Source organism: Rhodococcus sp. 05-2254-6, from assembly GCF_002258565.1.
In the GTDB taxonomy this organism is placed as follows: domain Bacteria; phylum Actinomycetota; class Actinomycetes; order Mycobacteriales; family Mycobacteriaceae; genus Rhodococcoides.
Map to the genome: position 1 here is coordinate 1 of NZ_NOZF01000142.1, position 12,912 is coordinate 12,912.

At 64.1% G+C, this 12,912-nt stretch carries 12 protein-coding genes; 7 read left to right on the forward strand and 5 right to left on the reverse strand.

Features of this window, described 5'->3' with window-relative positions; translation table 11 throughout:
• Positions 1–1,267: MFS transporter (locus tag CH256_RS18650; protein ID WP_094670260.1), on the reverse strand; the 1,267-nt coding region annotated here is incomplete at its 3' end.
• 180 nt (positions 1,268–1,447) lie between these two features.
• Here CH256_RS18650 and CH256_RS18655 point away from each other — a divergent pair.
• A complete protein-coding gene (locus CH256_RS18655; protein ID WP_094670261.1) occupies positions 1,448–2,662 on the forward strand; it encodes a PucR family transcriptional regulator in 1,215 nt (404 codons plus the stop codon).
• Here CH256_RS18655 and CH256_RS18660 read toward each other — a convergent pair.
• Positions 2,649–3,731, reverse strand: a complete 1,083-nt coding sequence (locus CH256_RS18660; RefSeq protein WP_094670345.1) for an alcohol dehydrogenase catalytic domain-containing protein — start codon at positions 3,729–3,731, stop codon at positions 2,649–2,651. The two genes, CH256_RS18655 and CH256_RS18660, sit on opposite strands and share 14 nt — an antisense overlap.
• A 245-nt stretch (positions 3,732–3,976) precedes the next feature.
• On the opposite strand from CH256_RS18660, the gene CH256_RS18665 reads away from it, so the two are divergent.
• Genes CH256_RS18665 through CH256_RS18690 form a run of 6 tightly spaced genes read left to right on the forward strand, consistent with a single transcriptional unit; the run spans position 3,977 to position 10,334 of the window.
• On the forward strand, positions 3,977–5,146 hold the full coding sequence (locus CH256_RS18665; protein ID WP_094670346.1) for a thiolase domain-containing protein: 1,170 nt from the start codon (positions 3,977–3,979) through the stop codon (positions 5,144–5,146).
• The gene (locus CH256_RS18670; protein ID WP_094670262.1) at positions 5,143–6,732 is read left to right on the forward strand and encodes an AMP-binding protein; all 1,590 of its coding nucleotides are present in this window, start codon (positions 5,143–5,145) and stop codon (positions 6,730–6,732) included. The genes CH256_RS18665 and CH256_RS18670 overlap by 4 nt, the downstream gene beginning before the upstream one ends.
• Positions 6,729–7,613 (forward strand): PCC domain-containing protein, encoded by an 885-nt coding sequence (locus CH256_RS18675; RefSeq protein WP_094670347.1) that lies wholly within the window; start codon positions 6,729–6,731, stop codon positions 7,611–7,613. The genes CH256_RS18670 and CH256_RS18675 overlap by 4 nt, the downstream gene beginning before the upstream one ends.
• A complete protein-coding gene (locus CH256_RS18680) occupies positions 7,610–8,401 on the forward strand; it encodes an SDR family NAD(P)-dependent oxidoreductase (RefSeq protein ID WP_094670263.1) in 792 nt (263 codons plus the stop codon). Before CH256_RS18675 ends, CH256_RS18680 begins: the two co-directional genes overlap by 4 nt.
• A complete protein-coding gene (locus tag CH256_RS18685; RefSeq protein WP_094670264.1) occupies positions 8,398–8,940 on the forward strand; it encodes a gamma carbonic anhydrase family protein in 543 nt (180 codons plus the stop codon). Before CH256_RS18680 ends, CH256_RS18685 begins: the two co-directional genes overlap by 4 nt.
• Positions 8,937–10,334, forward strand: a complete 1,398-nt coding sequence (locus CH256_RS18690) for an FAD-binding oxidoreductase (RefSeq protein ID WP_094670265.1) — start codon at positions 8,937–8,939, stop codon at positions 10,332–10,334. The genes CH256_RS18685 and CH256_RS18690 overlap by 4 nt, the downstream gene beginning before the upstream one ends.
• Here the strand turns inward: CH256_RS18690 and CH256_RS18695 are convergent.
• The 3 genes from CH256_RS18695 to CH256_RS18705 all read right to left on the reverse strand — a co-directional run bounded on the left by CH256_RS18695 (position 10,331) and on the right by CH256_RS18705 (position 12,844).
• Positions 10,331–11,638, reverse strand: coding sequence for an NAD(P)/FAD-dependent oxidoreductase (locus CH256_RS18695; RefSeq protein ID WP_094670266.1), 1,308 nt, complete (start codon positions 11,636–11,638; stop codon positions 10,331–10,333). The genes CH256_RS18690 and CH256_RS18695 overlap by 4 nt on opposite strands.
• A gap of 107 nt (positions 11,639–11,745) precedes the next feature.
• Positions 11,746–12,372 (reverse strand): DUF305 domain-containing protein, encoded by a 627-nt coding sequence (locus CH256_RS18700; protein ID WP_094670267.1) that lies wholly within the window; start codon positions 12,370–12,372, stop codon positions 11,746–11,748.
• A gap of 76 nt (positions 12,373–12,448) precedes the next feature.
• Complete coding sequence (locus tag CH256_RS18705) at positions 12,449–12,844, reverse strand: DUF6153 family protein (RefSeq protein ID WP_094670268.1); 396 nt, start codon at positions 12,842–12,844, stop codon at positions 12,449–12,451.
• Positions 12,845–12,912: the final 68 nt, after the last annotated feature.

The following is a 12,912-nucleotide window of genomic DNA, read 5'->3' on the forward strand; positions in this document are numbered from 1 at the left end:
CCACTACCCAGAGGCCCGCTTTCGAGGTCCCGGTGGTATCGAGCAGCCAGCCTGTCATGTAGGGAGCCGCCAGTCCGGCCGATGCGCCGATGGTGTTCACCAGTGCGATGCCTGCTGCGGCTCCAGCCCCGGTAAGGAAGGTGGTCGGCAAATACCAGAAGATCGGCAACGCAGAGAAGATTCCTACCGCGGTAAGCGTAATGAACACCATCGTGAGGAACGGCGAGCTCATGTACATTGCGATCGGAACACTCACTGCAGCAAGGGCAGTCGGGGCAATGAGGTGCCACATGCGCTCTTTGAGGCGGTCGGATCGCCTGGACCACAGGATCATCGCAACGGCGGCGATGAAGAACGGCACCGCGACGATCATTCCGTTCTCGGCGATCGAGAAGGTGGTCTCGAACTGCTCGGCGAAGCCGGCGACGATCGTCGGCAAGAAGAAGCTGATCGCAAACAACCCGTAGCCGATACCGAAATACGTCACGCCTAGCAGCCACACCGTCGGGTTGCGCAGAGACTCGCGAACCGATCCGTGGCCGGACTCGGCCTTCTCGGAGTGTTCGGAGTTCATCCGCTTGTCGAGCCAGGTCCGCTCATCGGCAGTCAGCCACTTGGCTTCCCGAGGACGGTCGGTCAAGTAGAACCATGCTGCTATGCCCAGCAAAACCGTCGGAAGGCCTTCGACGAGGAACATCACCCGCCATCCCTCGAGGCCGAACAGACCGTCCCAGTACTGGATGATCGCTGCGGAAATCGGCGCACCGAATGCACTCGACAGAGGTAGCGCGACCATGAACATACCGACGAGTCGTACGCGTACCGCCCTGGGGAACCAGAACGTCAGGTAGAGCATGATCCCCGGGAAAAAGCCGGCTTCGGCAATACCGAGGGCAACGCGAGCGATGTTCAACCAGGTCGCGTTGGGAACGAATGCCATCAAAGCCGCAATAAGACCCCACGACACCAGGATTCGAGCAATCCAACGACGTGCACCGAACTTGTGCAGAGCCAGGTTGCTCGGTACTTCCAGAAGGATGTACCCGACGAAGAACAAGCCGCTGGCGAGTCCGTACATCGTCTCGGTCAGGCCGAGGTCCTCGCTCATCGTCAACTTTGCGAACGAGATGTTCGTCCGGTCGATGTAGTTCAGGAAATAGGCGAGCCCGAGAAACGGGATCAAGCGCAGTGCGACTTTGCGCATCACACGGTTGGCCATCTCGTTGTCCGGCGTCGCAGCGCCGGGTAAGTGGGTGCGTGACGTCATCTATCGCTCCAGTCTTCGATCCGAGTTCCACCATGTAAGGGGGGCTCACACACCTTGCTCCCCAAGTGACCTGTGTCACGACCGTTTACTGACGAAGCTCGAGCTGTCAGTTTCCTCTCTCTGTCGAATACGTCTCACAGGGGCCTGTGACGGCGAATTGGACGCGAGTACTGTCTGACCGTGACGAGGGACAGCGTGCAAGCGATTGTCGACCGATTCGCCGATGAACTCGGCCGATCGGTCGTCGTCAACGATCCAGAAGTACGAATGCTGTTCGCCAGCCGCCACTTCGGCGACGAGGATCCAGTCCGCATACGCGCCATGCTGAACCGCGACGCAGGCAGTGAGGCCATCGGGTTCCTGCTGTCCAGCGGAATAGGCCAGTGGACCAAGCCCGGCAGGATCGAGGGCTCCGAGAGTCTCGGATTACACGCTCGCGCAGGCGTTCCCGTCCGGTGGCGCGGCGAGACGCTCGGCATGATCCTGGTGATCGATGCAGAGAACACCATCACCGACGCCGATCTGACCCGAATCGCCGAAACAGCTGCCGAGATCGCACCACTTATGGTGGCCACCGATAGCGTCCCACTCGATTCAGGCCGAACGGAGACCCTTCCATCGGCGGTTCTCGGCTCGGATGAGTCAGCCCGAGAGAGCGCCCTGGCCACGTCGAATCTACCGACGGGACCGGTCCGCGTGGTCACGTTGGCCCTGCGTCACGGCAACGACAGCGACCTGACGGTGATCGCGCTCCGACACGCGCTCGCTGCCGGCCGCTCCCGCAGCCGCGGCGATGCCTTGCACACGGTCATCGGCGACGTCGGGCACTTGGTGTATCTCGCCACTGCCGCACGCGACCTCGACACCGTCGTCGCCGAAGCCCGAACAATGGTGCGCGACGCCGCAGACGTGGCCGGCCGCGGTGCGAGTGTGGAAGCAGGGATCGGGGCGCTGGTACCCGCAATGAACGAGGCCTGGCTGTCCGCACGGCAGGCGGGGCTCGCGGCCACCATCGCGCGCCGTTTCGGTGAGGACTCGGTCGTCAGCTGGGAACGTGCCGGGGTCCTAGGCGTGCTGGCCAGGGTCCCGACTCAGGATTTCGATATCACCGCTGTTCCTCGAGAGCTACGCCGCCTCGCGGAGGTGGACCCGTCGGGCCGACTCCTCGACACGTTGCGGGCCTTCCTCGACCACGCCGGATCGGGCCCTGGAGCCGCCGAGGCCCTGTTCATCCACCGAACCACGCTGTACTACCGACTCGACCGCATTCGCGACGCGGTCCACATCGACCTCGACGACGGCACCGTTCGTCTGCACCTGCACCTCGGATTACGCGTCGCCGATGCCATGAAAGCCGAGGGATTCGACCCGTTCCCGTCGCTCAAACAGCGTTGATCGACACGGCCGAATCACGGAGATGCGCCGGCACTCCCTGCGGATAGAGGACCACCTTGCAGGCCTCACCGGACAACATCCCGATGGCCGTCTCCACGTCTTCGAGTTCCATCCGGTGCGAGACCAGACGGGAAAGGTCGACGCTGCCCGACGCCACGAGGCCGGCAAGTTCCGTCCACGAATCCCAGATCCGACGTCCGAAACTGCCGCGCAGGGTCAGTCCCCGACTGATCAACTGCCGAGTTGCGTTCAGCTCGAGAGGCCGGTTGGTCAGTCCGACGCTGACGATGGTTCCCTCACGGCGGACAACTTCGAACCCTGCGGCCAACGCAGCAAGGGCTCCGGAACATTCGAGAACGAGGTCGACGCCTTGCGCCGCGCCGGTCCGTTCCCACACCTGCTCCGCCAGGTGCTCACCCGGTGCCACCAGTGATCCACCCAGTTCCACTGCCATCGCGGCTCGGTGTGAGTTCGGCTCCACCACAAGCACTTCGGCTCCCTTCGCGCGGGCAATTTGCAGCGCGGCAAGACCGATGGGCCCGGCACCACTGACCAGGACGTGCGCGCCGTCCAGGTTCAGTCCGCTCCGTTGCACAGCATGCATTGCGCTTCCTGCGGGTTCGAGCAGGGCCGCAGTCTCGAGTGTCAGCTCGTCCGGAAGACAGAAGCACGTCGACGCCGGGAGCACCACTCGCTCGGCGAATGCGCCATCGATCGTCAGTCCGAGAAGATCCATCCGCAGGCAGTTGTGAGCGTTGCCCCGCGCGCACTGGTAGCAGTCGAAGCACGCGACATGAGTCTCGACAGCCACACGATCCCCCACCCGCAAGGTGGAGACGTCAGGGGCAACCTCGATCACGGTGCCCGCGCATTCGTGCCCGGTGACCACCGGCAATCGCAAGCCGAGGTCCCGGACGGCCGGACCGTACTCGTACGTCTCACGGTCGGTACCGCACACCGACACTGCACCGACTTCGATGCGGACGTGGCCACGCTCGAGGTCTCGTTCGCGATAGTCGGTCACCAGGTCGAAGCCCGGTGCGGGTTCGGTCTTGAGCACTGCGCGCACGTCAGCCCCTCGTTCCTTGTCGATGTGCACTCAGTCTGTTGCGGCAGCCAGCTCCGATCATCGAGCCGAGAGAGGGGAAACGAGTCCCGCTTTCCTCCCGCTGTCGCAACGACTGCGTTCGACAACGAGAGGAATTCTTTGCAAGTCCTCTCGTCCTGCGACGGTGCCACGCAACGCGGCATCCGACGACTATGACAGGGCGTGGGGACGTGATCCGCCTCACGCGACACGACGAGAGGACAGACGTGACCGCACCGCACATCATCGGCTGGGCACACACCCGATTCGGGAAAAGTGAGAGCCCGGACGTCGAGTCGCTGATCGCCGAGGTGTCGGTCAGTGCTCTCGCCGACGCAGGACTCGACGCCGCAGATGTCGACATCATCACCGTCGGCGTGTTCAACAACGGCTTCTCCCGGCAGGGTTTCGAGGGAGCCCTCGTCGGTGCCGGTCAGCCCGATCTGGCTCTCGTTCCTGCTGTGCACGTAGAGAATGCATGCTCCACCGGTAGCGCAGCCCTGTACACCGGTCTCGACTATCTACAGGCAGGCCGCGGCCGCGTCGCACTGATCGTGGGTGCCGAGAAGATGACGGCCACCTCGAACGACGACATCAACGACATCCTGCTCTCCGGTTCGCATCGAGCAACCGAGGCGCACATGGGCAGCTTTGCTGGTGTATTCGCCTCTCTCGCTGACGAATACGCGGATCGCTACGGTGATCCGAGGGAGGCGATGTCCCGTATCGCAGCCAAGAACCACCACAACGGTGTGGACAACCTCTACGCGCATCTACGACGCGATCTCGGGTTCGACTTCTGCGCGACGCCGTCGGACAAGAACCCTGCCGTTGTCGGCAGGCTGCTGCGTACCGACTGTTCCCTGGTGTCCGACGGTGCCGCCGCCCTGGTCGTCGCGCTACCGGAAGTTGCAGCTACTGCACGTCGTTCGGTCCGAATCCTCGGTCGCCATCAAGCCAACGATCACCTCGCCCTTTCCCGACGCGATGACGTGCTCGCGTTCGACGGTGGTGCTCGCGCATTCCGCGGTGCCCTCGCCGCTGCTGGAGTCACTCTCGCGGACCTCGACCTGATCGAGACGCACGACTGCTTCACCATCGCGGAGCTCCTGCAATACGAGGCATTCGGACTCGCCGAGCCCGGTAAGGGCGGCGAGGTGTTGGCCGAGGGCCGAACCGAGGCGGACGGTCCACTCCCGGTCAATCGATCCGGAGGCCTCAAGGCGAAGGGGCATCCGCTCGGGGCTACGGGCGTGTCCCAACATGTCATGGCTGCAATGCAATTGACCGGTGAGGCCGGAGACATGCAGCTGCCGCACGCAGATCGGGCCGCGGTCTTCAACATGGGTGGCGCGGCCGTCGCGAACTATGCCACGGTTCTGGAGGGAGTCCGATGAGCACGCCGAGACGAGCTACGAACCTGGCGGAAATACTGAGGCAAACCGCTCGGCGTCTCCCTGGCGGTACCGCCGTCGTACACGGCACCACGAGGTGGACCTGGCAAGATCTGGATCGCCGTGTCGACGCGTTGGCCGCAGATCTGCAGCGCCGCGGCGTCCAGAAGGGCGATGTCGTCATGCTCGACAGCCCCAACCATCCCGAGCTCATCCAGGCGATGTTCGCAACCTGGCGAGTGGGCGGGGTTCTGGCACCGGTCAATTCCCGCCTACACAATGACGACGTCGTGGTCATTGCCGGAGTGTGCAGGCCCAGCGTGATGATCGCGCATGCATCGACCACCTCGCACGTCGATGCCGTCCAGACCGCGCATGGTCTGCCTGCAGGAGTCCTGTGGATCGACAGCGAGAACGCGGGCTCCGTCGCCGACATCGCATCGATCGCAACGCCCGCGGCCATGGCCACCTGGGCGGGAGATCCGGCCTGGTACTTCTTCACGTCCGGCACCAGTGGCACCCCGAAGGCTGCGATTCTGACGCACGATCAGCTCGGATTCGTCATCAACAATCACCTCGCGGATCTGATGCCGACCACCGACCGCCACGACGTCTCACTTGTTGTCGCGCCGCTGTCCCACGGTGCAGGCGTGCACATGTTGCCGCAGGTTGCGCGCGGGGCCGCGACGGTTCTCCCTTCGTCGGCCAGCCTGCTCCCCGAGGAAGTCTGGAGCCTGGTCGAATCCGAGCGGGTGACCAACATGTTCACCGTCCCGACAATTCTGAAGGTGCTCGTCGACGACGCAGCCGTGGATCGGCACGATCATTCTTCCCTTCAGCATGTGATCTACGCGGGTGCGCCGATGTACACCCCGGATCAGCAACGAGCGCGCGCGGTTCTCGGCGAGGTGCTGGTTCAGTACTACGGTCTCGCCGAGGTGACCGGCAACATCACCGTTCTCCCGAGTTCCGAGCACGGACGGCCGGTACCCGACGGGCTCGCCGCGTCCACGTGCGGTTACCCGCGTACCGGCATGCTGGTCAGCGTGCAGGACGAGACCGGTCACGAGGTTGCAGCCGGCGAGATCGGTGAACTGTGCGTCGCCGGACCCGCTGTCTTCGCCGGCTACCTCGACAACGACGACGCGAACGCAAAGGCGTTCCGGGACGGGTGGTTTCGGACCGGCGACCTCGGCGTCATGGATGCGGACGGATACGTCTACGTGACGGGCCGGTCGTCGGACATGTTCATCTCGGGCGGTTCCAACATCCACCCGCGCGACATCGAGGAGAAGATCCTCACTCACGACGCGATCGACGAGGTCGCGGTACTCGGTGTACCCGACCCGAAATGGGGAGAAGTCGGCGTTGCAGTGTGTGTTCGGACCGCCGGTAAAGAACTGACCGCCGAGGAGCTCACGGCCTGGCTCGGCGATCGCATGGCCCGCTACAAGCTGCCGCGCTACGTTCTGTTCCGCGACTCACTGCCGAAGTCCGGCTACGGCAAGATCGTCAAACGCACCATTCGCGACGAACTCGCCGAGCAGAAGTGGGGCCCGTACTCGGAGAAGCTGGAGACGGCGTCGTGACTACATCTATCGAATTGAAACCCCTTGTGCACCCAGGCCAAAAGGGGCAGCAGCGGCTCGAGTCCGTCGCGACAGGAACCGTCGTCGAGCGGTTGTCGTTGGCCCCCGGACGCCGACTGGTCGACGCGATCGACGAGGCGCTGACCCGCCTGGGTGCGGATTCAGGGCAAGTCGAACTGCTCGGCGGGCCTTTGTCTCGAGTTTCCTACTGCATTCCGGCACTGTGCACCGACGGATCTCGCGCAGCGTGGTACAGCGAAACCTTCGAGGCCGTAGCGCCTGCCACCATCGTCGGAGGGAGCGCCACGGTCGGCCACCGCGAGGGTGAACGGTTCATGCATTGCCACGCAGCATGGTTCGATGCGGACGGCGCGTTGCGCGGCGGTCATCTGTGGCCGGACACCGTCGTCGGTGCCACGCCCGTGGATGCGATTCTGCACGCCTTCGATTCGGTCGCTCTCACCAGTGGCGTGGACGACGAAACCGCGATGCCGGTGTTCACGCCGGCACCGGTAGCTCTGTCTCTCAGCAGTTCTCGCCGTGCGGTCATGACTCGCGTCCGGCCAGGAGTCGAAATCCACGACGCCATCAGGCGCGTCATGATCGACGCAGGAATGCAGACCGCATCGGTTCGCGGCAGCCTCGGTAGCCTCGTCGGCGCCACCCTGATTCGCGGCGACGGCAAGGCTGTCGCCGACGGTCCGGCAACCGAAGTGACCATCGCGGGCCACGCCAAGCTCGAAGGTGACCAGCTCTCCCGGGCACACGTGTCGGTCTGCGCCATCGACCGCCACGGCACCGTGCACACCGGCGAACTCGCCGAGCACGGCAATCTCGTCGCGGTGACATTCGAGCTTTTGGTAGAGGAGATCTCAGGATGACCGGCCGTCTGACAGGCAAGGTTGCGCTGGTGTTCGGTGCCGGTTCCAGTGGAGCGGCGTTGAGCAACGGCCGTGCTGCTGCGTTGGCGTTCGCCCGCGAGGGCGCGACGGTTGCTGCCATCGACCGCAATCACACCGAAGCGCAGTTGACCGCAGCGGAGATCACCGCCGCGGGAGGCACCGCAGTGGCGTTGGTTGCCGATGTCACCGACGAGCAGCAGGTCCAGTCCGTTGTAGCTCAAGCCATCGATGCGTTGGGTCCACCGAACGTGTTGCACAACAACGTCGGAGCTGCGGGCGTCGGGGACATCACCGAGCTCGATCTCGAACAGTGGAACAGGTCGGTGGCCGTCAACATGACCGGAGTCTTCCTCACCTGCAAGCACGTCCTGCCTGCAATGCTCGCGCACGGCGGGGGCTCGATCGTCAACGTCTCCTCTACCGCGAGCATCCGCTACACCGGCTTCAACTACCCGAGTTACAGCGCGACGAAGGGCGCGGTCAATCAGCTGACCGTCGCACTGGCCCTGCAATATGCCGCCCAAGGTGTCAGAGTCAACGCTATTCTTCCCGGTCTGATCGATACTCCCCTGGTGACAAGCCAATTGGTGGACCCGAGCGCTGCAGCCGAGGCCATGGCGGCGCGACACGCCAGCAGTCCGACCGGACAGATGGGCTCACCGTGGGACGTCGCGAATGCTGCAGTGTTCCTGGCTTCCGACGAATCGGCGTACATCAACGGCGTCTGCTTGCCTGTCGACGGCGGATTGGCGGTGCGGGCGCTGTGACCACTACGAAGACAGGTCTCGTGGTGTCTCTCGGATCGAAGCAACCTGTTCTCGCACAGTCGGCTTGGATTGCACCGAACGCATCCGTCGTCGGCGCGGTGACTCTCGAGGACGACACGAGTGTTTGGTACGGAGCCTCGCTGCGTGCAGACGCCGAACCCATCACCATCGGCGTGGGAACCAACATTCAGGACAACTGCATCGTGCACACCGACCCTGGGATGCCGGTTCTCGTTGGCAGAAGCGTGTCCGTCGGTCATGGTGCGATCCTGCACGGCTGCACTGTCGAGGACGGCGTGCTCGTCGGAATGGGTGCGGTGATCATGAGCGGTGCCGTTATCGGTGCCGGGTCGTTGATCGCCGCGGGGGCGGTGGTCACCGAGCACACCGTGATCCCGGCAGGTTCGTTGGTTGCGGGCGTTCCCGGCAAAATCCGGCGCATGCTCGACGCGAATACTGTGGAAGCCAACGGCAGCAACGCCCATCATTACGTAGAACTCGCTCGCGAACATCGAGCAGCTATCGAGGATCTCGCATGAATGCCCCCGCCCAAGCCCCGGCCAACACCGACATTGCGGCTCTGGTCGATGCACTGCCTGCCGACATCGTGGTTGTCGACCCGGATATCGTCGCCGGATACGCCCGCGACCAGTCCCAGTTCACCGACAGCAGGGTCCCGGCAGCGGTACTCATGCCCCGCACCACCGCAGATGTCGTGGCCTGCATGACGGCGGCAAGCAAGTTTTCGATCACAGTTGTCCCGCGCGGAGCAGGGAGCGGACTGAGCGGCGGAGCCAACGCCTCCACGGGTTCCGTTGTGCTGAGCCTGCATCGGATGACCCGGATCCGTGAACTGGATACCGTGAACCGACTCGCTGTAGTCGAACCGGGGGTCATCACCTCCGACCTGCGTACCAGGGCGTCGGAGGCCGGCCTTTTCTATCCGCCGGATCCAGGCAGCGTCACCTTCAGCACCATGGGCGGTAACGTCGCGACCAACGCCGGCGGAATGTGCTGCGTGAAGTACGGCGTCACTGGAGATTTCGTGCTCGGCCTCGAAGTGGTGCTGGCCGATGGGCGGGTCCTACGAACTGGCCGACGCACCGTGAAAGGCGTTGCAGGATATGACCTGACGCATCTGCTCGTCGGCTCGGAAGGCACACTGGCCATCATCACCGAGATCGCCGTTCAGTTGTTGCCCGCGCCTCGTGCCCCACATACTCTTGTCGCCTCCTTCCCCACTCTCGAAGGAGCAGGTTCGGCCGTATCGACAATCGCGTCCACAGGCATCACTCCGTCGATGCTCGAAATCCTCGATCGCACCACCGTGAAGGCTGTCGACGATCTGACCAAGATGGGTATCGGCGACAACACCGCCGCACTGTTGCTGATTCAGAGTGACGACGCTGACGCCGCGGCCGTGATGACTGCACTGGAGTCCATCTGCACCGAGTTCGGGGCCGAAGATGTCGTCATCGGCTCCGATCCTGCCGAGGCCGCGATGCTGCTCGAAGCCCGCCGCCTTGCCCTGCCTGCGCTCGAACGTCTTGGGGACTGGCTACTCGACGATGTCGCCGTGCCCCGCTCGGCCATCACCGATCTGATCACCTCGGTGGAGGGAATTGCTGCGGAACACGATCTGACAATCGGCGTCTTCGGGCATGCGGGTGACGGCAACCTGCACCCCACCATCATCTACGACGCCTCCGACCCAGACAGCAAGGCTGCAGCAGTGTCCGCGTTCGATGCGATCACCCGCCGCGCCCTCGCACTCGGCGGAACCATCACCGGTGAGCACGGCGTGGGCAGGCTGAAGGCCACGTGGCTGACTGTCGAGCATGACGAAGTGTCGATGTCGGTGCAGCGCGCGTTGAAGAAGACGCTCGACCCGCTCGGAATCCTCAACCCCGGCGCGGTTCTCGCAGCCACCTAGTTGTACGGCTTACGCGCAGTTTCCGGGTCGCCGTAGGTGATGGCACGTTCGCGTCGGGTACCGGTGGCCAGGGTTGCGGCCCAGTTGATCAGTGTCCCGACGCGATTGCGGTTGCCGGCCAGGAATGCGATGTGGATGACTCCCCACGACACCCAGCCCACGAAGCCCGACATCTTCAGCGGCCCGGCCTGCACCAGTGCGTGACCGCGGGCGATGTAGGCCGCGGTGCCGAGATCTCGGTACTTGAAATCCATACGCGCAGAGCCGGACAGGTCTGCTGCGATGGCCGCGCCCGCCGCGCGTCCGCCCTGCATCGCAACTTCGGCGACTCCCGCGAGCTTGTTCAGCGACATGATGTCTCCGACGACGAAGACGTTGCGGTGTCCCGGGATCGAGAGATCCGGCTGCACGGCGATGCGTCCGGAGCGATCCTGTTCGACGCCCATCGCGTCGGCGAGTCGTTTCACGAACGGAACGGCTTCGACGCCTGCGGTCCACAGCACGGTGTGGGTGTCGTAGCGAGTGACGGTCTTGGGTTCGGCCTTGGCCGTGACCTCGACGTCGGTGGCCGTGACGTCGGTGACGTGAACTCCGAGATGGGTTTCCACGCCTACCGCGTCGAGGGTGCGTTGCGCTTTCTTCGTCAGGGAATCGGGGAACGATTCGAGGACGCGGTCACCGCCGTGGAAGAGCAGCACCCGCGCTTCCGACGGGTGAATGGTGTCGAACTCCTTCGCCAACGCCCGAGTCGCGAGTTCCCTTATCTGACCGGCCAATTCGACTCCGGTCGGGCCTCCCCCCGCCACGGCGAACGTGAGCCATGGTCGGCGTTCCTCCACGGTGGGCAGAGACTCCGCCATCTCGAAGGCGGAGATCAGCTTTCGCCTGATCGCGAGGGCATCGTCGAGGGTCTTCATCCCCGGTGCCCACTGCACGTATTCGTCGTGGCCGTGATACGCCTGCTGCATTCCGACGGCAACGACGAGGTAGTCGTAGGGCAGCTCGAAGGTCGAGCCGTCGAACCGACTGGCCGTCACCACTCCACCGTCACCCACCGCGGTCACCGAGGTCGCTTCACCCAGCGCCACATACACGTTCTTCTGCTTACGCAGTAGGTGCCGCAGCGGACTGGCGATCGAACCCTCGGACACCAGACCGGTGGCGCATTGATAGAGCAGTGGCTGGAAGACGTGAGAGGTGCCGCGCTCGAGCACGGTGACATCGACGTCCTCGTTACGCAGACGGCGCGCCGCGTGCAGCCCGCCGAATCCTCCGCCGATGACCAATACCCGTGGACGTGCCATGTGAATATTCTCCCTCGGACCGACCGCAGAGAAGGACTCTCCGAGTGGCCAGCCTACTCGAGGACCGCACCCCTGATCAGGAGCGCGGCCCTCGGTGTCGATCCGGGTCAGCCGAGCAGCGCCCGCATGGTGTCGATTTCCTGCTGCTGCGTGGCCACGATCGTGCGAGCCATTTCCTGTGCGTCGGGGTTCGAGCCGTCCGCGATCTCGGTGTTCGCCATCTCGATCGCGCCTTCGTGATGCTCGATCATCATCGTCAGCCACTGGCGGTCGAACTCGGCACCGGTGGCCGCACTCAACGCGTCCATGTCCTCCTGGGCCATCATGCCCATGCCCGAGCTGTGGTCCATTCCGCCCATCTCACCCATGTCGGACGAGGGCGCGGGCTGACCCCATTCGGCAAGCCAGGCGGTCATTCGGTCCATTTCCGGTTGCTGTGCGGCCTCGATCGCCGACGCCAACGCCACGACGTCCGGATTGTCGGTGCGGCCCTGGACCATTGCCGCCATTTCGACCGCCTGCGCATGATGCGGGTACATCATCTGCGCGAACATCACGTCCGCTTCGTTGAATTCTGCCGACGCATCGGACTGGGTCGATGACGCCGACGACGAGTTCGACGAGCCCATCGAATGGCCGTCCATCGACGAGTCGGAGGTGTCGCTGCTGCAGCCTGCGACGAGAAATGCGCTCACGGTGGCAGCAGCCAGCGAAGCGACGAGTGTTGTACGCATGTGAAACTCCTTGAACGAGTGCGAAATACAGGGATGAGTCAATCCGCCGGTGGTCGTACGTTCACCGGGCTCCCTGTCACACTCGCAAGGTCACCGATCTGTCCAGCTCCCAGAGGGTCCACGGCGGAGCACGCTCCGAGATGGAGTCGGTGCGCCCACCGATGCCGTCCGCCGATATCAGCGAGTAGCCGAGGTCGACGCTCGTCGACGGAACCGACAGCGCAGCCCACGACACCGTGGTTCCCGCGCACGGATGCATCATCTGGTGCGCCGCCGGGCAGTCGTGTTCACCGACCGCCACCTGCACGGGCCCCTCATGGTGCATCGCCGACGCCATGGCTGCATGATCGGTGTTCGCCGACGCGGTCGGCGTCGCCGAGTGCATCAGCAGCACCCCGAAGATCGTCAGTGCGATCAGCAATCCGGTCGCCGAGGCGAAGCCCGGGCGACGGCGTCGGATCACTGGATGCATGTCTCCGACGATAGCAAGACATACCCCCTAGGGGTAGCAGGCAGGGACTTCCGCCCCGCACCGAAGGA